This window comes from Chryseobacterium indologenes (assembly GCF_002025665.1).
Classification (GTDB): Bacteria; Bacteroidota; Bacteroidia; order Flavobacteriales; family Weeksellaceae; genus Chryseobacterium; species Chryseobacterium metallicongregator.
This window is the reverse complement of record NZ_CP018786.1, coordinates 3281649-3303742: the sequence shown is the minus strand read 5'-3', so window position 1 is coordinate 3303742 and position 22094 is coordinate 3281649. Positions and strand designations below refer to the sequence as shown.

General features: G+C 35.0%; 18 protein-coding genes. 11 read left to right on the top strand and 7 right to left on the bottom strand.

The genetic code is table 11. From position 1 onward, the window contains the following. Positions 1–452: 452 nt before the first annotated feature. Together BUE84_RS14945 and BUE84_RS14940 are read left to right on the top strand one after the other, a co-directional pair. Positions 453–1592, top strand: coding sequence for a helix-turn-helix domain-containing protein (locus BUE84_RS14945; RefSeq protein ID WP_079242352.1), 1140 nt, complete (start codon positions 453–455; stop codon positions 1590–1592). A gap of 154 nt (positions 1593–1746) precedes the next feature. Beyond that, a complete protein-coding gene (locus BUE84_RS14940) occupies positions 1747–2805 on the top strand; it encodes a serine hydrolase domain-containing protein (protein WP_079242351.1) in 1059 nt (352 codons plus the stop codon). 102 nt (positions 2806–2907) lie between these two features. On the opposite strand, the gene BUE84_RS14935 is transcribed toward BUE84_RS14940, so the two are convergent. Beyond that, entirely contained in the window at positions 2908–5304 is a 2397-nt protein-coding gene (locus tag BUE84_RS14935) for a hypothetical protein (protein WP_079242350.1), read from the bottom strand. A gap of 488 nt (positions 5305–5792) precedes the next feature. On the opposite strand from BUE84_RS14935, the gene BUE84_RS14930 reads away from it, so the two are divergent. Next, positions 5793–7703, top strand: a complete 1911-nt coding sequence (locus BUE84_RS14930) for an amidohydrolase (protein WP_079242349.1) — start codon at positions 5793–5795, stop codon at positions 7701–7703. An 81-nt stretch (positions 7704–7784) separates the two neighbouring features. Here BUE84_RS14930 and BUE84_RS14925 read toward each other — a convergent pair whose 3' ends face one another. The 3 genes from BUE84_RS14925 to BUE84_RS14915 form a co-directional block, all read right to left on the bottom strand. Beyond that, a complete protein-coding gene (locus BUE84_RS14925; RefSeq protein ID WP_079242348.1) occupies positions 7785–8297 on the bottom strand; it encodes an AAA family ATPase in 513 nt (170 codons plus the stop codon). A 200-nt stretch (positions 8298–8497) separates the two neighbouring features. Beyond that, positions 8498–9409: an alpha/beta hydrolase gene (locus BUE84_RS14920; protein WP_079242347.1), complete on the bottom strand. Its 912-nt coding sequence runs from the start codon at positions 9407–9409 to the stop codon at positions 8498–8500. Between the two features lie 104 nt (positions 9410–9513). Beyond that, positions 9514–10362, bottom strand: coding sequence for a helix-turn-helix domain-containing protein (locus BUE84_RS14915; RefSeq protein WP_167595395.1), 849 nt, complete (start codon positions 10360–10362; stop codon positions 9514–9516). A gap of 226 nt (positions 10363–10588) precedes the next feature. Between BUE84_RS14915 and BUE84_RS14910 the strand changes: the two genes are divergently transcribed. From BUE84_RS14910 to BUE84_RS14880, 7 genes are all read left to right on the top strand, one after another. After that, positions 10589–11413 (top strand): helix-turn-helix domain-containing protein, encoded by an 825-nt coding sequence (locus tag BUE84_RS14910; RefSeq protein ID WP_079242346.1) that lies wholly within the window; start codon positions 10589–10591, stop codon positions 11411–11413. 76 nt (positions 11414–11489) lie between these two features. Further along, positions 11490–12788 (top strand): serine hydrolase domain-containing protein, encoded by a 1299-nt coding sequence (locus BUE84_RS14905; protein ID WP_079242345.1) that lies wholly within the window; start codon positions 11490–11492, stop codon positions 12786–12788. 251 nt (positions 12789–13039) lie between these two features. Then, positions 13040–13711 (top strand): hypothetical protein, encoded by a 672-nt coding sequence (locus tag BUE84_RS14900; RefSeq protein ID WP_079242344.1) that lies wholly within the window; start codon positions 13040–13042, stop codon positions 13709–13711. A 173-nt stretch (positions 13712–13884) separates the two neighbouring features. Continuing rightward, on the top strand, positions 13885–14367 hold the full coding sequence (locus BUE84_RS14895) for a hypothetical protein (RefSeq protein ID WP_079242343.1): 483 nt from the start codon (positions 13885–13887) through the stop codon (positions 14365–14367). Then, a complete protein-coding gene (locus tag BUE84_RS14890; RefSeq protein WP_079242342.1) occupies positions 14342–14887 on the top strand; it encodes a helix-turn-helix transcriptional regulator in 546 nt (181 codons plus the stop codon). The genes BUE84_RS14895 and BUE84_RS14890 overlap by 26 nt, the downstream gene beginning before the upstream one ends. A 612-nt stretch (positions 14888–15499) precedes the next feature. Then, positions 15500–16138 (top strand): hypothetical protein, encoded by a 639-nt coding sequence (locus BUE84_RS14885; RefSeq protein ID WP_145953263.1) that lies wholly within the window; start codon positions 15500–15502, stop codon positions 16136–16138. A 249-nt stretch (positions 16139–16387) separates the two neighbouring features. Beyond that, a complete protein-coding gene (locus tag BUE84_RS14880) occupies positions 16388–17884 on the top strand; it encodes an SIR2 family protein (protein WP_079242335.1) in 1497 nt (498 codons plus the stop codon). A 107-nt stretch (positions 17885–17991) separates the two neighbouring features. Here BUE84_RS14880 and BUE84_RS14875 read toward each other — a convergent pair whose 3' ends face one another. Together BUE84_RS14875 and BUE84_RS14870 are read right to left on the bottom strand one after the other, a co-directional pair. Next, a complete protein-coding gene (locus BUE84_RS14875; RefSeq protein WP_079242334.1) occupies positions 17992–19506 on the bottom strand; it encodes an NACHT domain-containing protein in 1515 nt (504 codons plus the stop codon). A 298-nt stretch (positions 19507–19804) separates the two neighbouring features. Further along, entirely contained in the window at positions 19805–20113 is a 309-nt protein-coding gene (locus BUE84_RS14870) for a helix-turn-helix domain-containing protein (protein WP_079242332.1), read from the bottom strand. An 88-nt stretch (positions 20114–20201) separates the two neighbouring features. Between BUE84_RS14870 and BUE84_RS14865 the strand changes: the two genes are divergently transcribed. Beyond that, positions 20202–20741: a hypothetical protein gene (locus BUE84_RS14865; protein ID WP_079242330.1), complete on the top strand. Its 540-nt coding sequence runs from the start codon at positions 20202–20204 to the stop codon at positions 20739–20741. Positions 20742–20803: 62 nt separating this feature from the next. On the opposite strand, the gene BUE84_RS14860 is transcribed toward BUE84_RS14865, so the two are convergent. Beyond that, a complete protein-coding gene (locus tag BUE84_RS14860; RefSeq protein WP_079242328.1) occupies positions 20804–22021 on the bottom strand; it encodes a hypothetical protein in 1218 nt (405 codons plus the stop codon). Positions 22022–22094: the final 73 nt, after the last annotated feature.

Sequence of the window (22094 nt, the reverse complement as noted above, 5' to 3'; positions counted from 1 at the left end):
TTGTTTTTGTTGTGTAAGTTTTATACAAAGGGACTTCAGTTGATTTCCTTGTCAAGGTTTTAAATCTTGATAAGGGGATGTTTGCTATGGATGTAGCAGTACCATAGATTATGCTGATGAAAAAGGACTTTTAGATCATATTGTTGTTTTTAGAATGTTTGATTTATGAGTTTAAGAACCACACGAAAGGATTTGTGCGGTAGCGGAGAGATTCTTCCTTCGTCAGAATGACAGAAGTACAATTATTTGCTTGGGGTTATAGCAAGTGACGGAGAACATTACTTCCTTCTTCCAGCTCCCTGCATCCCAACTCTCACATCCAACAGATAAAAAATCCAGCCAGTATCAATCAAATTTTTATATTTGCATGGGTTGGGCAGGACTCTCAGAAGATCGCCGGAATACCCATCAAAACTTAAAATATAATAACCCAAAACAAAGAAAAATAAGGAATGGATAAGAGTAATTTATTAATTATTATAGCTTCGGTTTCTATATTCATTTCTATACTTCTTGCTGTTTTCCTCGTTACCGTAAAGACGAAACATAAGGTAAGTAATGTTTTATTTGCTGTTTTTCTCATCCTGAATGCTATAGATATTTGTGATCCTTTGTTTTATATGATGGTGGATGGGCCGTCTAACCTCGGAATGTTCAAAAACATGTTTGTTTTCCTGCAAATTCCGGTTTTTTATCTCTATGTATTATCTGTCTGTTATTCGGATTTCAAACTGAAACCTCAGCATTTGCTGCACACGATTCCGTTTATCATTACTAATCTTGCTTTAGTGCCCCGTTTCTATGGCGTAGATACTGCCGCTAAAATTTTCTTTATTGAAAACCGCCAGAATATGATGGAACTGAAGTTTAATCATATTCTGCTGCATGTTCAGATGATTATTTACTTTGTTGCGGTTTTCAGGGTATTAAGAAAATCGAAGACGCTTTATCTTGAAAATTATGCAGGGAAAAATATAAACTCCTACAACTGGCTGTTCCAGTTTACGGTGGTATTGTGTATTGTATATGGTATAGCCCTTTTAAAAAACATCCTTAAATTTTCGGATTATGTTTACATTTCAGAGGGGATAAAGGCCGGACTTTTATTATTATCCCTTTTCATTATCTGCTGGTATCTTTTCAAAGCACTGAATCATCCTGAGCTTTTCAGAAATGTGGATTCAAAATTGAAACTGGTATCTGAGATGGTTTCGGAAGACAAAAACAACGAAGAACCGGTGACAAGTGACAGGGAATATAATGAGGATATTTTGAGATTAAAAAATTATATGGTGGAGAAAAAGCCATTTCTCAACTCCTCACTTACCATTCAGGAAGTGTCCGGTGAAATTGAAATTCCTGTGCGTGAATTGTCTCTTTTAATCAACCACCAATTAGGGCAACATTTCTATGATTTTGTAAATACCTATCGAATAGAAAATGCAATGGACATCTTAAAAGATGAAACCAAAAGTAAGATAACAGTCCTTGAAATTCTATATGAAGTGGGATTTAATTCAAAATCTTCTTTTAATACAGCTTTCAAAAAACACACAGGAACTACGCCTACATTGTATCGTAAAAGCTTGTAATACAGTGTTTTGTGATTAGTCGTACGCTTTTTTGGAATGATTCGTACGTATTTTTTGTGGCAAATGTGAACGATTACTTTTATTCGGTCGCCAGCTTTGAGGAGCTTCCACATCTTTGTATCGAAATTAATATTTAACATTAAAAAACGATACAATGAAAACTTCATTACCATTCTTAGCAGGTCTTTTATTTTTAAGCAGCTTTACTTTCGGACAAAAATTTTCTACAAAGATTGATTCTATTATTCGGGATAATTATAAGAAAAATCCAACGGTAGGAATCAGCGTTGGTTTTATCCATAATAACGAAGAACATTTTACTTCTTATGGTAACCTGAATACAGAAAATAAAAATAAGATTGACAAAAACTCTCTGTTCGAAATTGCCTCCATCACCAAAATATTAACTACCAATTTAATTGCTCAGGCAGTGATAGACCGCAAAATAAAACTGGATGATTATATAGATAATTTCCTTCCCAAGGAATATGTTTTGCATCAAAATCTTAAAAACAAAATCAGAATTTCAGATCTTGCCTCTCACCAATCCGGATTGCCGGATATAGACTTTCCGAAATTAATAGAACTGAATCCTCAGCAGCCTATCAGCAGTGTGACCCAAAATACACTGACCTCTTTAATCAATACCTGCACTGAGCTGAAAGACTATGGTAAATACCGTTATTCTACCATTGGCTATGCTTTACTGGGGCAGATTCTGGAAAAAGTATACGGAAAGAGTTATGATGTCCTTATCAGAGAAAAACTAACAGAGCCATTAAAAATGACTACTACATTAACGAAAGATTTTAATGTAAAAAACCGAACAACAGGTCACAATCAGGATGGAGGAACTCAGGAATTTTTCCATTGGAATGTTACCGCTCCCGCCGGATTAGTGAAATCTAACTCAGCCGATATGATCAGGTTTTTAAAGGCTGTATTAAATGATAAAACCAAAGTAGGACAGGCTTCCATAATAGGGGAGAAAATTTTTTACAAGGATGAAAAAAGAGAAATGGGATTAGGCTTAAATATCTCAACAGATGATCAAAATACACTGTATATAAAATCCGGAGATTCTATGGGACAATCTTCCATCATATGTTATAACAGGGCTAAAAAGTGGGGTATTATTATCTTTCTTGATCAGAGAAACTCAAAGATGAGGCAGGATCTTCTGAATACAATGTATGATACCGTCCTGAAGTAACGGCAGTATGCCTGTTTGTTATATGAATACTCATCTTAATGAAAAGGGGCAAGTCTACATACAGACTTGTCCCTTTGATGATCTTCAGAATCTTTTTGAAGATTATTTCAAAACCTGCTGGTCATAAAGAATATTGTCATCTTCATCAAAGCTTATGATCAACATTTTATATTGTTTTGCACTGTCGTTATTGAAAAATTTAATTCTTGGCGGAACGTAATCGCTGTCAAATAGATTAGGGTTCCAGTAAAGTGTTTCACGGGTATCATTTTCAATTTTTTCCGGAGCATCATTATCTATCATTTCAATAGGGAATTCTGAAGGTTTATCATATCCTTTGATGATGGATGAATTGTTCTTTTTTACTTCTTTTTCGTTGCTTTTAGCCTGCATATTGCCTTTCATTGTGTAGATGGCTACGGCATCGCCTACCAATCCTGATCCTTTGATGATTTTTACCATTGCAATATTGTTGATGGGAAGAGTGGAAATCATGGTAGGATCGGTAGCTATTTCATCTAAAAAGAGTTTGGCTTGCTGTCCTCGGATATAAGGTACGTTGGCTCCTGAATTATTTCTCTGAAATGTCAGGCCTGCAGCTTTTCCCTGCAGCCAGTCCAAAATATTGGTGTATCCTGACGTATGCTGGTCTTCATTCACGAAATCAAATACAGTAGAATTGACAGAACTGAACATTCCGCTGGAAAGTTGTTTATCAAGATCTGCCTTCGCATCTTTCTTTTTTCCTACCAAAGCAACTTCCTGAATTTGTATATCATTACTCTCTTTCTTTTTTATATTTTTTTGAGTATTGATGGCTCTTGAAATAGTTAAAGGAAGAGCTTTATTTTTATCAGCTTTTACCAATGTGTATTTTGTAGCCGGGAAATTGCCCTTAAATGGGGAAGGTGTGACTAACGGTTCTATGGTGACAAACAAATCCTCATTTCCTGATTCCTTATTTTCTGAATTGACAAAGGCTGAAACTTCCAGAGGTTCATCATTGTTGAGGTTATTTAAATAGATATACCCGTTCTGATCTGTTTTGAATTGGCTGAATGCAGGCTGGCTTTGACCAGATTTTGATAATAAATTGATGTTCGTGTTGGGTAGCAGAGCATTATTTTTAATAGGTTTTACTCTGTAAGAAAGGTATTTTTGAGACTGGTTCTTAATGGTAGGTGAAACTCCGCTGAGTACAGCATTCCAATCGAATCTTTTCCATTTTTCAGAAATAAGCAAGGCGTCCAGCGCTTCAGTATTGGCATTTTTAGACAAATATTGTGCAGGACTGTCTATTCTTGTGGTAAAATCTCCCGTTAGCCAAAGACCGCTCAGGATATTTTCTTCTTCCGGTGTCTCAGTACCATTATCTTCGCTTACCACAACCGTATAATTTTTGAAATAAGATTCCGGAGAAAGATCAATACTATTAAAAGCTCTTGGGGTTGGTTTTAAGCTCTGGCCTACTATTTCTGCTTTCTCAACCTTTAAATTACCAGGTTTTATAAAGCAAAGCCTTTGTGCCACCACATTGTCCTGATCATCAAGAATAACCAATTGCAAGATACCGTTAGCACCACTACTGATTTTTGTAGGAATAAGGCTGGATGCTTCATTGGTCAAATGGTTGATGTTGGCTCTGTAAGCAAGATGGTTATTGATGAGCCCAATAATTTTATAACCCTGCAGTTGCTGTTTTAGGTTAACGCCTTTCAACGTGTATTTGATTCCTTCTTTAGAACTGGAAACGTCTATATTGAGACCGCTGTCTGCAGCTTGTGGCAGATCTATAGTTTGGCTCTTTCCTGCATTATCATGAATAATAGCCTGATATTTTTTTCCTGGCGCGGGAGTTATTTTAAAAGACGCAACATTTTTATCAAAAGATTTAAATGTAGTGACAGGAGTGTTGGGATTTTGAGAGTCTATTATTTTTCCGGACCAGTTTTCCGGCAGAGAAGAATGGGAAGATAATCTTACAGCAAATTTTGTAGGCATGCCGTTAATAAAAGTTCCGCCTTCCGGAAATACCTTGGCAGACCAATCGGAACTCTTGGCGATCACCAATGATTCTGTAGAGTTTGGATTGTAAACCGGAATTGTTTTGACAATTTGGAAGTCTTCATTAAAATTGGTCATGTATGGCGTGTAAGCTCTTACAAAATAAACCTGTTCAGGAAGATCTTCTTTCAGTTGAAAATCCCCGCTGCCTTCACCATTCGTAAGAAGTACTGTTTTCCAGTCTATTAATTTTTTATCAGAATTATACAGCTCAACAAACAGAGTAGTGGATAATGCAGAGCGGTTATATCCGTCAAATACAAAACTTTTGAACCAGATTTTATCACCAGCTGCATATTGTGATTTGTCGGTAAGTACATATACTTTTTCCTGCTCGTAATTATCCTCAAGATTGGTAATTGCTTTTTCTAATTTGGTTTGTGCCAGTACAGGCTGTACCATTGAAAGGAGCAATACACAGAACATATTTTTCATAGAAATCTCAGCACATTTTAATTCTTTGCTAATGTAATCATTTAAAGGTTTCTGGAGTTGATATTTAACATGTTATTTCACAAGAGTAAAAAGAATTTAAGGATGTTTTTAAGTCAAAAATCTTGAGATGCAGTGCATGATGAAGTATTGGTGAATGACAATAGGGAATTGTGAATTAAATAGGAACTTGCTGTAAATTAAAATTTTAGAGATGGAAATTTAATCAACATTTAGTGATAAAAAATATTTTGAATGAATATTTTTATTATTTTTATGAAATAAACTAAAACATGAAAATATATGAAATTTATTCACATTCCCAAATTCAACCTGACATAGTACCTTAAAAAAATCCTTTTTAATTTAAATTACAAATAAGCCTCATCTGATGAGAGGCCTGTATTTCTATATATATCAAGATAAAGCATAATTAAAAATCGATACAAACAAAATTAAGCTTAAACAAATCCTTAAATCCAATTATTCCTATGGAAAAATCACACAATCACATGCATGGCTGCATGCATTGCTCTTGCCACAATCCTGTTTTGGATGTTCTTAAAGAAGAACTTTTCAGTGCAGAAAATATGACAAAAATAAATCCGGGTTCCGGAAAAGCTATCCACGAAAAACCACAAACTCTCATGGTAAGCGGAGGAATCATCCGCCCTATGATTGGAGGATCAACAGCTACCGTTGAATCTGTTGGGATCGCTGATGGAAAAATAGTGGTAACCGGTACAAAAGATCAGGTAGAAGAGTATATGAAACAGCACTATCAAAGGTTTCAAAGAAAAGAATTAACCGGTACCCAAACTTTACTTCCGGGTCTTATAGAACCCCATGTTCATATGGTTCCAACTGCAATGATGCAGGGCTGGCTGGATCTAAGTCCTTTTGAAGGACAGAATTTAAAGGCCATATATGACCTTGCCTCTGTGGGAACCATCATCAACAATCATATTCCTAAAATTCCGGGAGCTGTTATTTTAGGTAGAGGACTGGATCCTTCATTAATGCCTTTTAAGGAAAAAGACGGTAAAAAAGAGTTAATAACCATCGATAATATATTACTTGACAGTATTAATCATACTACACCGATGATGTTGTTAAGTGCTTCCATGCATACACTTTATCTGAATACCAAGGCGCTGGAATATGTATTTAAACATAATTCTGATATCAGTGACGAGTATAAAACCGTTGAAAATTATATTGCTGAGACTAAAGGTCAGCTGCAGGAAGGCTTACAGATGACTCCTGCATTGAAGACGGTAAAGCTGCAGATCATTGCGATGAGCATAGAGATTAACAGATATCTTACCAATCTTTTCAATACAGCCAATTCAAGAGGGGTTACTTTTATGTATGATGCCGGACTGAATAAAGGTTCTGAAACACTTTTAACCAAATATTTTGAGACTCACCCTGAGCTGGTAAGAACAGGAGGTGCTTATCTATGTTCCAGCCAGGAAGATGTGGATAAACTGGAACCTTATAAAGAGCCGGAGCACTATAAACCTGTATATAATGGACATATTAAAGTGGTTTCAGATGGTTCCAACCAAGGTTTGACGGGTTATCAGAGTGCTCCTTATCTGTGTAATCCTGCCAATAATACAGGAGTGTTTAATTTCCCGCAGACAGGTATTCCTGCCCATACGATTCCCCCAAGCTATAATACATTAATCAACAGTGTGGTAGCAGTAAAAGGCTGGCCGCTGATGGTTCATGCTAATGGAGATCAGGCGGTAACATTTGCTATCAATGCTTATCAACGTACACTTGCTCAATATAGAGGCCCGGAGCTTCGTAACCGTATTGAACACTGTTCACTGCTGACATCGGAGCAAATTACCAATATGCTTCAAATGGGTGTTTCACCAAGTTTCCTGATTGGTCACGTAGGCTACTGGGGTTATGCTTTTAAAGAAGTGATATTCGGAGAAAAGGCTCAAATGCTTGACCTTTGTGGTTCAACGCTTGCTGCCGGTATGAGAATTACCCTTCACAGCGACAATGAGGTGAGTCCATTAGGTCCTCTAAGAATGATGGAACAATCCATTACCAGAATCATGGAAAAAAATCCAAATGATATTGAAGTTTTAAACAGTGCTGAACGTATTACTCCGGAGCAGGCTTTAATTGCCGTTACTTATGATGCTGCCTGGCAGTGTTATGCGGATAAATGGGTGGGATCGTTAAATGAAGGTTACTTTGCTGATTTTGTTATTTTGGAACAGGATCCTCTTTCATTGAATACACCTTCATTACAGTATATGAAAATGAGAGACATTCCGGTATTGGAAACCTGGGTAGGCGGTATACCTGTGTATGTGAATCATAAGACTGAAAAAACAGTAACAGAGAAAAATGTTCTTTTTTCAGATAAATCATAACAGGTTTTTAAATAATTGCTAATCAAATATCCATCAGAGCAGATCATTTCTGCTCTGATTTTTGTTTTTATAGAGTTGATTTTATGATGGGATTTTAGCAAGTACCTGATCTCTCCGTTCTGATAATGTACCCCTTACTTTGATTGTTTCTATTCCCAGATCATCAATCCAATCATGGAGCAAGTCATTAACCTGACGTCTAAGTGTTGGCAGATCTATCTCCTGAATGGAAATCATATCCGGCTCTTCAATGGAAACAAATACAAAAAGATCAATTTCGGAAACCATGGCCTGAGTTTTTTCAAAAAGCGACTGAATATTTCTGTGGGGATCAAGAACATGAAGATAGGCTAAGATATCAATAATGCATCTGTCAAATATCACATCGTCTCCGCTTTGGGAAATGAGATGGGTTGAATAATTAAACTGCTCAATGAAATCCTCAGCATTCGGATCTTCTGAAAATTCATAACCTGAAGACTCCAGCTGATAATAAGGCTCTGTTTCAAATCTATATCCGGGAAGATTCTCCAGAAGTTCTTCCGCTAATGTGGTTTTACCAACTTTGTGAGCACCGAATATTGCAATTCTCATATTTTCAGTCTATTTGTGATGTGTTGAGACTTAATTCCTAATGACTCTTCATTCGATTCCAAATGTAGGTAAAAAAGAAAAGCTAATTGTATAACTAGCTTTTCCGGATAAATCTGATCGCTATACCTTTTGATACCAGAAGTACAGTATGTTATTTTTAAACAACGAAGTCAGAAAGAATCCGATTTATTGCTGTTTAATTATAAATTTTCTTTGTAAAAAGGGATGAGCTTATTCAATGCAATTTTTACAGGTTCTGGTTTGTCATAGAGATCATAATGTGACCAACCCTCAACAACTACCAATTCTTTCTTCTTAGAAGCAGCACGGCGAACAATCTCAAATCCATCTCTATATGCTCCGAAAGCTCCTGGTTTGCTTCCTACAATCACCAATAACGGTTGAGTCAACAATTTTTCGGCAAGATTATAAGCATCCCAGGTGAGGGCCGCAGCATTATGGGAAAATAATGTCTTGTTTACCCCATTGGCACTTTCACCACGAGAGGTACGATAATACTCGGTAGCTTCCAGAAGGTCAATGTTGGCATTGGCTTCTTTAGCTATTTCATAAGTAGGGTAAAGTCCCTGGTCAATTCTCAAAGCGGCTCCTCTGGCTTCTGCTGTTCTTTGTTCTGCAATCGCTTCAAGATTGGCGATCGGATCGCCAAATTCACGCATTACACGACCATAGTTAGCTCCAGTTACTGTTGCAACCGCTTTGATACGACGCTCTTTCATTGTAGCGTTAATAGAATAACCTCCTGCACCACAAATACCTAAAACTCCAATTCTTTTTTCATCTACAAATGGAAGGGTTACCAGATAATCGCACGCATAACTGTAATCTTCTACCCGAAATGATGGATCTTCCAAAAATCTAGGTTCGCCACCACTTTCTCCCTGAAAAGAAGCATCCGGAACCAATACTACAAACCCTGCATCAGCAAATGCTTGTCCATATACATTTCCTGAAGTTTGTTCTTTACAGCTTCCAATAGGATGGGTGCTTATGATAGTAGGATATTTTTTGTTTTCATCGAAATCTGGTGGGAATAATAGATCTGCTGCGATATCCCAATACAATGCTTTGAATTTTACTGATTTTTTCATTTTTAAATATTTTATCTTATAAATGTTTTTTCATTTTGATAAGACAAAGGTAGGCTGGCTATGATGCTATATTTGAAAACAAAATACTTTAAAACAGAAACATTTTACTGATTTCTGAATATCTTAGGAGAGATGCCTGTTTTTTTACGAAAAAATCTGGTGAAATAGGTAGGGTATTCAAAACCTAAACTATAAGCTATTTCATTAATACTAAGCTTGGTTTCGCGTAATTTGGTTTTTGCTGATTGTATGATATATTGCTGAATGTGTTCTATGGGAGGCTGGCCAGTGAAATGTTTAATGACATCTCCAAAATAATTGACAGAAAGATGTACTCTGTCTGCAAAATAGGCAACCGAGGGAAATGTTTCTATAGTATTATCTTTTCCAAAGTACCAATCCAGATCTTTATAAAAATCCGCTACTACTTTATTGTAAATTTTGCTTCTTGATTCAAACTGACGTTCATAAAAAGTCTGAGTGTAGGAAAGTATAAGCACAGCATAAGAAACCAAAACATCCTGAGAAAAGTCTTCCCGCTGGTATTCTTCATAAGCTTTTATAAAAAGATCATACAAGACTTTACTTTCTCGGTCAGTCAAAAATAGAGCTTCATGGCGTGTATAGCCTGTAAATGTATAATCTTTTGCAAATTTATCAAGCAGTTTTGGATTAACAAAAATTCCATATCCTACAAATGGATGTTCCAGATCCCATTCCATATTATTTCCAGGTCTGTCAAGGAAAAGACTTGAACTTGACATTTCGTTAACAGGTGGCTGTACGGCAATATTGTTTTTGATTGCTATTACATAAAATTCAAGCTCAACAGGGGCTGATTTTAAAAGTAAATTCTTATGTTCATCATAATGAATAACCTGAATAGTATCACTATTGGAGCCTTTTACATTAATGTACTTTAGAAAAGAAGGTATGTTGTATGATTTTATCATTGTAATGTTTATTCAAAAATAAAAAAATAGTTATTTCATCAACGAAACATATTACTGGAAGAAAGAAACAATTTACCGATTTGTGAATAGTTATAAAAACAAATCCCAAATCTGTTTTGTTTTGAATTCTGTTGAGCATTTTAGTTTGTATCTTTCCTTTTATAATCCAGGAAAAAAAATATTGGCTAATTGAGCTGGATTCACATAAATTTAAAAGCCAAAAAGGATGACCATAAAAATCTATAGACCTGAAAACCCTGTACTAAAAAAATATATTGAATGCTTTTATATTCTCGAGCAGACCTCTGAAGAACCCTCAGCTACTTACTTTACCTTTCCGAGCATCTATACCATTGTCACTGCTAGTGAGAACACGGAAACTCTGGTCACTAAAAATAAAATAACAACCAGATACTGCCAATCGAATCCAATTGAAACCAATCTGGTAAGCGATTTTAATGAACCGGTATTGGTGAGCTATGAAGGCGTAATCAATGAAATTACTACCTATTTCAAGCCATTGGGAATCAATGCTTTTATACCGAATGATTTAAGAGATTATTCAGAGGGGAGTTTTCCGGATTTTAGTCCATATGAGGATTATAAAGCAACTATGGCTGCTATTCTTTCCACAAAAGATCCGGGAGAAAAAATCAAGGCATTAGAATCATATTGGCTTTCAAAATTTCGCCCGTTTGAGAATACCCTGTTGACAGAAGTACTCACCGAAATGTTCCATACGAATAATATCAATCAGTCTATGACGAAATTGTCTTTTGCAACGGGCAGGTCACGAACAACGATCAACAAGCATTTTGATCAGCATATTTGTAAAACACCCTCGCAGTTCAAAAAAATCATCAGATTCAGGGCAGCCATTCAAAGTCAGCTTGAAGATGGAAATAGAGCGGGATTGTCTTATAGTCTGGATTATTTTGACCAGTCACACATGATCAGGGATTTTAAAAAATTAACAGGTTTTACACCAAAAATCTTTTTTTCAAAAATAACAACACTTGAAAAAGGATTCATAAAATGGATGTTTATCTAGCAGGGTTTACAAAAATACAATGATGATGATGGATTATGTAGTATCATTGCAGCTTAATCATATCATTCAATAGTTTATGAAGCCAATCCTAATATTACTTTTATTCCCAATTCTTATTTTCGGGCAGAAAGATGTGTCAGCCAATCTTGCAAAATATATGCAGGCTCAGGTTGAAATAAATAATTTTAGCGGAGCTGTTCTTGTATCGAAAAACGGCCAGGTTTTACTAAAAAAAGCGTACGGTTTGGCAGATTATGAGTGGAATATTAAAAATACCATAGATACTAAATTTCAATTGGCCTCAGTAACAAAACAATTTACCGCCACGGCTATACTTCTATTGATTGAAAAAGGAAAACTATCTCTTGATGATAAACTGAGTAAGTTTTTACCAGATTACCCCAAGGGTGATAGTGTTACAATCCATATGTTATTATCGCATAGCTCGGGGTTGGCTATGGGTTTTAAAGAAATAGCCTTAAGCTCGATGGATAAAGATTCTGCTTATGTCAAAATAAAGAAAATGCCTTATGAATTTTCTCCAGGAACTCAAAGCGGATACAGCAATATCGGCTATTATTTGTTGGCTAAGATCATTGAAAAAGTGTCAGGTGAGAAGTATGCTGTTTTCTTAAAGAAGAACATATTTGAAAAAGCAGGAATGAAGAATACCGGCGTTAGTAATAACGAATCGATTGTTGAAAAAAAAGCAAAGGCTTACTATCACACAGAAAACGGGCTTATTCATAATCCCTATATCAACTGGGAAATTAATGTAGGGCATGATGGTGTTTATTCCACAGTTGAAGATCTGGCCTTATGGGATAAAGCCTTATATGGAACAAATATTCTTTCTGCACAGATGAAGAAACTCATGTTTAGTCCCTATGGCGCTGAAAATTGGGGGTATGGCTTTGTAATCAATCCGTTTTACAATCACGGGCATCAATTGATTGCTCATGATGGAGGCTTTTTCGGGACAATGACTTCTTTTAACCGCTTTACGGACGACAAGCTTTTCGTGACTGTACTTTCCAATAATGAATCATTTTCCTATATTATAAGTTATGGACTTTCCGCCATTGCATTGGGAAAAGAAGTTGAGCTTCCTTACAAACATTATCGGGTTGAAATAGACCCCAATTTATACGATCAATATATCGGTAAGTATGATAAAATAGACATATTGAAAATTGACGGTAAACTTTATTTTAACAGTGTGGAGATGGAGCTCATCCCAGAATCTAAAACCAAATTTTTCAGAGCAGATAATAATGACAGAACCGTTGAATTCATTCCAGATAGTGCAGGTCTTTACAATTCTATAATTCTGACAAAAGGAGGAGTAAAAGAAGTTGTAATAAGAAGTAAATAGCCCAAATGGTCTTGATGAATCAGGAATATAAGTAATCTGTGTTTTATCATCAATCTGGTTGATGGGTATAAAGGAGTAGAATTAACATTTTTATAAAATAGAATCGGCATATCCAGGCATATGATGCCATAATTTTGTCTATATTTAGAGGAAGTTTAATAGTATATAGGTTTTAGTAATGTTTAGAAATAGGCTTGTGTTTATATTTTGCACGCTGACCTTGCCTATAAATACTAATATAAAAAAAGACAATGCCGATAAACCTAATACCTCCGGACGGAGGCATGTTATACAAAGAAACAGATATGACTCAGTTTTTCCCTGAGCCATTAAATGCAATAACTGCCGTATTTTTTTTAGCCATAGCCATTTTCTGGACCCTTAAAATAAAGGATAATTTTAAAGAATATCCTTTTTTAACCTACTGCTTAGTTTTATTATACATTGGTGCCATAGGAGGAACTGTTTATCATTCATTCAGACAATGGCCGGTATTTATCATGATGGATTGGCTGCCCATTATGTTGTTATGCCTTTCTGCCGGATTTTATTTTGTAACCCAGAGCACCAGATGGTACTATGCTGTTGCAATGGTTCTGGGATATCTGATATTGATGTTTGGTTTAAGAAACTGGATTTTGGTAGATAACCCTTCTCTTTTTATCAACGTCAATTATGCAATCATGGCCTCATTGGTAGTTTTCTCAGTAATAAGGTATTTGATCTATACCCAATGGAAAGCTGGCAAATGGGTAGGCTTTGCTGTACTATCGTTTGTTTTTGCCCTGACCTTCCGCATCGCTGACAAATGGGAATGGTTCAGTTTCGGAACCCACTTCTTATGGCATACTTTCGGGGCAGTGGCGACGTTTTGTATGTTTAATTATATTTATCTTACGCGGAATACAATTAGAAAAGCATAAGTGGTTTTATTTATGCTGTGCAAAGTTTCTTGGTTTAAGCTTATTTGCTTTAAAATAGAAGACTTTCGAGAGCGGGTAATAACTTTATTGAAGTTGAGTAAGCTAATTGAAAAGAATTAATTAGGAAAAAGTTTACATATAATGTAAACTTTTTTTTGTATATTTGTTAAGCAATGTACGTATTAAATAAAATTACGGGTAAGAAACAGACTGCAACAATAACTAGAATTGATGCTGCTGAAATTTCGAAAATTAATAAAACCAGGCGATTTGATTTTAATTGGAACAAAGAAAAAAACTTTCATGTCTATAAATTGACAGTAGAGGAGAAAGAAGAACCTATGGGGCTGCTATCAATAGAAGAGCGGCCACAGGATTATGCTTTGGAAATCAGACTTCTGGCAGCTTCTAAAGAAAATGTAGGTAAATCGCAAAATTATAGCCGGATTGCAGGCTGCCTTATTGCATTTGCATGCAGAGAAGCATTTAAAAAAGGATTTGAAGGCTATGTATGCTTAAAGCCAAAAACAAAGCTTGAAAAGCATTATATACAACAATATGGACTACAGTCAACCAAAATATATTTGATCACTGAAGGAGAAAATTCACTAAAATTAATTCAGGAATATTATGAAGACAAACAGGAAGGAAATTAAGGAAACAGATTTTTCAAAATTTACAAGTGAAGAACTTGCGGATGCTTTTATCTTTCCTGCAGATCGAATTTTGAATGCGAAAGAGAAAAAAGAGGAGAAGGACTTTTGGATAGCTCGTCGCAAACAGTTTGAAAATCGTACTCATAGTCAAAAAATGTATTCGAGATTGTTACAGCTAAAGTTTCAATTGGAAGACTATATAGATAGCAGCCAATATTTGGAAGCTTTTAGTTTTGGCTTTTTTTTAAATGAGTATGTTAGCAGACAAGATAAAAAAGATAAGGACTTTGCTGTTGAGGTTGATGTGAAGCCAGCTGTACTTAGTCAATATATTAATAATCATCGAAAGCCGACAGATGAATTCATCATCAGGCTTGAATTACATTCCAACGGGCTGATTCCTGCAATACATTGGTTTAAGGTTATCCAAAAAAATAAAGAACATGAGATCATGACCAATCAGAAATTAAGAGAGGAAGAAAGTAAGCATGTTAAAAACAGACTTGGATTTGCTTATTAGCTTTCATTTACTTTGAAATAGCTAGGAAGCTTCAGATCAGTAAAGACTTGCTTAAAAATCCCAAAGAAAACTGGGATTTTTTTGTTTTTAAATACTGCAACGGAAAATCTACTGATTTTAAGCTGATGAAATAAGGTTATTTTCTTTGAATTTGCTCCGAAGTCAGGAGACTTCGGAGAGCGGGGTAATTAGGAAGGCATAAGTTTTTAGACCTTTCATCAGATCATTACTGGAATTTTTTTAACGCAAAGTCCATTGATAATTTCGTTGTATTGTAAGTGAGCTCAATGCTTCGACTTCGTCGCTCATGAAGCGGTGTGTTTATCCATACGCTTCGAGGAATCAACAAGGTTGAGTCTACACTTTGCTTTCTTAAAAATCAACAATTACAAAAATAAAAATCTCTGCGTCAAATATCATCAGTATATTTTTTTCACTTACTAAACTCCTTAAAAATAGGGATTTCCTATCCTTATTTTTATTTGTAAGTTAGTGCCGCAAAAATAGTACAGGATAAAAATATACAGAACGATTCTGATGAAGAAAGATTCGTATTGTTTTATCCTTCACTGTTTTAAAAAAATGAGACACCTAAAAACTAAATTTATTACAATGAAGAAGACACTGATTATTCTATCCATGGGCGCTTTGCTTGCTGCCTGCAACAAAAAGGCTGAACAGAAAACAGAGGCAGCTAAGGACACTGTCGCCATAGGAAATACTACAGCCGCAGAAAAATCTCCCGGAGAAACTACTCAATTTGACATCAACGCTGTGCCGGTTTCCACCGCTGAAGTAGGTGATTTTCCCTTTTTCAGTTTTCCTAAAGGACTGGACTTTCAAAACAAACCAGTACAAAGAAGCTTTGACATGCTGTATTTTCCACTTAACGGCGTAATGACGCCCATAGAAGGAAAAGTATGGAAAACATATGTAGTCAACGGGAAAAGTAACAAGGAAGAATGGTCATTGCCCTATTTTTTGAAAAGCTATGATGATGCTATTACAAAAGCAGGCGGTGTAAAAATATTTGATGGTAAAGTTTCTCAGCCAGAGCTTGACAGAATAAAAGAAGATGCCAAATACTTTGGCGAGGAAGGTTCTATAGATTATTGGAATGAACCCGTAAAAGTATATGTCATCAGAAGAACAAATGGCGATGATATTTATATTCAGCTCTATGGAAATACCTCTACCGGAGCCATACAGATTCTACAGAAAGCCTCGGTTGAGCAAGGCACAAAATCGTAGAGGGAAGATGGTGGAAAAATAAGGTAAATCCTAAAACAATACAGACTTGCAGTTTGTTTTGATTTCAGTTATGAAAATACTCCTGATTTTAGGCTGATAATAAAACCATTTTCTTTAAACTTGTTCCGAAGTCAGGAGACTTTGGAGAGCGGGGATATAAATGGTAAGGCTTGAAATCACAGACAAATAATCTTTTAATATGATGATTAGATAATCTATTATTTTGTAGATTGCACTCAAATAACAACCATGAAAATAGAGGATTTTCTTGATAGTCACAAAGACTATTATTCTATAGAGACATTTATAATAAGCTTATTGAAAATACATGTTGAAGCACAAGGTAAGCCATTCCAGATTATAAATAATACGTTGGGGGATGCTATTGCTGAGGATGGATTTGATGACTTTTCTGGTGGGACACTTATAGAAATAAAACCTACTCTCAGTCAAAGAAGAATTAACGCACTTATAGATAAGTTCCTGCAACTTAGAATAAAGTCACCAAACGGTAAAGAGATAAAAAATTTAGTTTTAATTTCTCCAATTTGGACTATCCTTAATGAAGATAAAACAACGAAACATCTAATAACTGGGCATGACCATTCTGGACTACAGATATCTTTATGGGGTACCGAAAAAATTAATAATGTGATTTATCAACATCGGAAGGATGCCAATATTATTGCGAACAATATTTTTGAAAAAAGACTAGAAAATGCTATAAATGTTACTTCCAAAGATTGGAAGGAGGAAAGACAAGAACGTTTGGATGAATTGAGGGAATTATATACAAAAGGTCAATTTAGTATGTTTTTGGGGGCTGGTGTTTCGAGTAGTGCAGGGATGGCAGATTGGAATACTCTATTAAATTCGTTATTTGTTTCATATTTATCGAATGAATTTCAAAGCGATAAAAAAATTGAAGAAACTGATATTAAGGAAATAGTTTTAAGACTTAATCAAGTAGATGAAACCTCTGCGCTGAGAGCTGCTAGGTATTTGAGAAAGGCCTTAATTAAAAACCCTAAGATAGATTCAAATTTCATTACAGCCATTACTGAAAATCTTTATAAGTTAAGAGATACAACAAAACAGCTTGATTCAGCTTTGATTCAGTCGATTAGTAATTTATGTATGCCTACTCGAACTGGAGCAAAAGTGAAGTCAGTAGTTACCTACAATTTTGATGATTTATTGGAAAGAAATTTGAAGGAAAAAAAAATAAGACATCATAGTATATATATGGACAATGATTTCTGTGATCCCGAGGATCTACCTATATATCATGTTCATGGTTTTTTACCTGAAGATAGAAAGAAATATCCTAATCTAGAGAATAGTACCCTCGTATTTTCAGAAGAGGGGTATCATACTATTTATACTGATGCTTATCATTGGTCTAATCTTGTGCAATTAAGTAATCTTAGAGATAATAACTGTTTAATGATCGGTCTTTCAATGGCGGATCCTAATCTTCGAAGGTTATTAGACATATCAGCAAAGAATTTGGATAAGCCCAGGCATTTTGCAATTATAAGAAGGATTTCTCATAATAGCTTTTGTTATGATAAAAAGGATGGAGAAGATAAAGTGCAGATGGTCCAAAATTTAGAAGCAGCTAAAAATTTCTTAGAAGATCATCATAAATTAAATGAGGATTTAATGCGTGAGTTGGGTATTACAGTAATTTGGTATGAAACTCATGAGGATATACCTGAATTATTAGATGAACTAAAGTCATAGGTTATCTGCTGTACAAAGCCTCCTGATTTTGAGTTAGTAAATGAGATCATTTTCTAAACTTGCTCCAAAGTCAGGAGACTTTAGAGATCTAGTGAGCAGGTAGCAAGTTATCCAATATCTTGCAAATGAACTCTATATTTTAATCCATTTTGCCAGACTATTGTAGGTTTATTATTTTTGTATCTTTCTTTAATTACTTTAGAAATATGTTCATTTGCAATCATATCACTATCGTAAAAATTTGGAAGCTTGAAATTGTACTTATAATTAAGATGTAATTCTTCAACTAAACCCTTTGCAAAATCAAAATTTTCTAAATCATAAAAGATTTCATATTCATCTAAGCCAATATTTTTTCTTGATAGAAAAGAAAAATAAGATAAAATACATTCGAGTATTGTTTTATGTGAAAATTTGTAATCGCCATTTGAATTTCTGTTTAAAAGTGTTCTGCTGCGAATTTCTAATTCATTTAAATTGATATTATTTTTTAATGCAATTGCTTGTGATTCCTCAAAACTAATAAAATACCCATTTTCTTTATAGTTATTATAAATAGATATTGCTAACTCATATGTAAATAGATACAAATTATTTTTAAAAATATATCTTTCAGTTTCAAGATATTTATTAGATTCTCTATTAATCCAAGCTTCTATTAATGTTTCATATACTTCAAATTTTAAAAAGTCATTTCTATTTAATTTTACCAAATCATCAATATAGGATAATAACATAGGGCGGAAGAAAATATCTTTTGTACTCAGAATAATTTTTTTTGCCTTTTCTTTCTTTTCAATTTCCCATAAAGGGAACGTATTATTTAGATATTTATTAACATCGGCTTGATTAAATGGTGAAAGGTAAACCTTTTTAATGATGTGAAAACCATTGCCTTCTGTATTGTATTTTTTTATTTTTAGTTCAAATGGTTCATCTTTTTCATTTATAAAAAAATTAGTTCTACAAGTGATTATTACCTGTTTAAAATGAGAGACTGAATTTATTAATTTATCCAGAAATAAGGAGTAGTTATTTGTCTGTTCGTGAAAAAAAAGATTTGATTCGTCAAGTGCATCCAATAGCAATATAGTTTGTTCTGGCTCAGGAATTTCAGAAATTATTTTTTTTAATTCATCAAAACTTTCTCCTAGAGGTAAAAGCTTCATTTTTTCATTTGAAAAAATAAGCTGTCTAATGTTTTTGTTATAAAGTCTAAATAGGTTTAGAAGGAAAGTAGTTTTCCCCATACCTGCATCTCCTAAAATTAAATAGTATTTCTGTTCAGGATCTTTAATTCTAAAAACATTCTTTAAAAAAAAATTCAGTAAGTCCTCACGGACCGCAAAAGCAAAATTGTTATTGTATTCAATTTCGTTTGATGGGTCAATATTTTGGCATTTTGAACGGATATATTTTTTCTTAGCAGATTGTAGAACTGTATTGGTATAGTAAGGTTTAAGACTAAGATTGTTTTTTCTTTTTAAAAATAAATTATAAAAATATTTAGTAATAAAGGTGATTGCAGTACAAATGGCACCAACATTTATAATTTCAGCTAATATTTTAGATATTTTATGTGTAAAAAAGTGATTGAAAAAAATTTCAATTAATTCATTCATTGTTAATGTTTTATATGGTAAATCCTTTGCATTTAATGATAACGATAAATCCTAACTCATCATAATCTCCTATTGCAATTCTGTTAGATTTTTTCTTAAAGTTTGGGCATTTATTTTAAGACTTAATCTTAGTTAAAGCTTGATCTAACTTTTCAAATGTATAAATCAATAAATTAAGTTTCTTACGGCTTTCCGTAAACACTAAAAATAAAAAGCCCCTTAAAATTTTCAATCAGTATTTTCACGGAAATTTTTAAATATTATGAAAATTTCATCACAAAAAAAATCCCAACTTTCGTCAGGATTTTCTCTTATTTTGATTTTTAAACTCTTTTTGTAGCTGAGCGATCTCACTTTCAATCTTCTTTACCTCTTTTTCATTGAGTTTTGTAAATAAATGTAATAGATCAATTTCAAGAAAATTACAGAATGTGACAAGACTTTCAATGGTTGGATTTGTTTCAGCTCTTTCAATCCTACCAACATGGTTACTTGAGATATTAAGTTCATTTCCAAGTTGAAACTGTGAAAGTCTCTTTTTAAGCCTATATAACTGAATAAGCTTTCCAATTTGAAATTTTAATTCTTCTATTTCCCATTTATACATTTAGTAAATGTTGGACTTTCTATAATTTCTCATAAACACATATATGTGTTTTATTTGTTTTTTTATTACTTTTATAAAAAATACAACAATGAAAAAGACAAAAAAGGATTTTGATCCCCAATTTCGGGCAGATAAAAAACACTCTGGGCTACAGCTGATGGAAACTTTCTTTCAGTTCAATGAGCTGGATGTTTCCAAGGAAAGGCTTAGTAACATTATGAATTATGCGGTAAAAAGAAATAGCTGGATCAATGAAGATCCGGCGGTGATTTTTGAGTTTCACCAGTCGATGAAGTCGTTGATCCGGGCAGGCTATCTCATGATGCTGAAGGAAAAGAAATGGACGGTCGATACGCAGCCGGAAAAGATTTCCCCGTGGGTTCTTGGTCTGCTTTCGGAGAAGGAATACCGGAATCCTCTGCTGGTTTTCAAAAAAGCCTTCAGCGCCTACACCCTCAAAGAATTTGATTATTTTATGTCCGGAATCGTCTATTTTTCAATGGGTGTCTATGAAAATCTACCGGAAAGAAATATTGTAATGCCGTACATCCATACGGTGAAAATGCTGGATGCCGCACACCTTATTCTTCAGAGAAAAAGAGAAAAGAAGATCGCTGAAACCCATTAAAATAAAAAATGCCCCTAAAAAGTGTCTGACTTTTTGGGGGCAGTCTATTCAGGGGCATTATATTATTGAGCTTTTACCTGCTCCAGCTTGATGAATATTTTAGAAAGGTTGGGCTGGGCACTGCCGTTAGTGGGCGCTCCTGCCATAATGGTTGCGGTATAAGCGGTTTTTGAAGAAGAATTACTGTCTATCCAGGTATATCTTCTATGCTCAGGTCCGCCGCCGGCTCCATCTATAATTCCTACATTCCCCCAGTAAGCATTTCCAACTGCTCCTGTGCCTTGAGGAAACCAGGTAGCAGATGAGTCTGCCATACCGCCCCATACTCCTGAAGTAATATTGTTGGTGGTTACCGCAGAGCCGATATAACCACCATATTCGGTATTATAATTCCAGTATAGATTAACGGTAGCACCAGTATTATTAAATAATTGCACATTAGGAACTGCAGCGGTTGTACCACTTGTCGTATCAAATATTACCCTGATCGAATATTTACCATCCGGGGTAGCAAGAGGGAAAGTATAGGCTTGTTTCCCGTTGGGATCGGTGGTTAGGGTAGGATAGCCCATCACAGCTACCGATGCAATATCTGCACGGCTGGTATTTCCCACGGTAGCAGTACAGTTTTGTGCTGCTGTTAAGAAAGGGACGGTAGCACTGGTCATAGGAAGAGTCATATCATTAGCCGTGGTAGGAGTTCCGCTTACCGAGAATACCAGTTCGCCATCCCCAAACTCCAAAGTTCCGGGTCTTAGCTGGAAGGTTAACCCGTTTACTGTAAAAGGAGTTCCTGAATTATATGAACCTCCGTTTCCTCCACTGTAAGTCATTCTCAGGTTTCCGCTGTACGGAGTACCGGCAGTATAAGTAGAAGGATTTAAGTACGCTGTAGTACATTGTAATGCAGAAATAGCCGGAGCCACAGCATTGGTTGCCTGCGTAAGTCTTTGCCAAACAGATCCGTCAAAATAATAATAGCCCATTGCAGTAACATTTACACGTTGTCCTGCCGTATCTCCACCGGTAACGTCTGTAATATAAATTAATGCTCCGCTCTGGTTGCTGCCATACGTGGCCGTATTGGCTGTAAGCTCTGCTCTTGTAAGCCTCGGAGCCTGTAATCCGTATGTTTGGGTATTATCCGTAATCAGCCCTGAAGTATCTCTTTTAGCAGATACATCCACCGTTGTTTTGGGTGAAGTGGTATTGAACCCTACTTGGGCAAATGAGAATCCGGAAATGAAGAGAGCACAGACTTGTGTAAATTTTGTTTTCATATTAAAGTGATTTATGTTGCATGTCAAATATAACTCTTTTTTATGAAAAATAAAATAAAATACCTTTGTGATT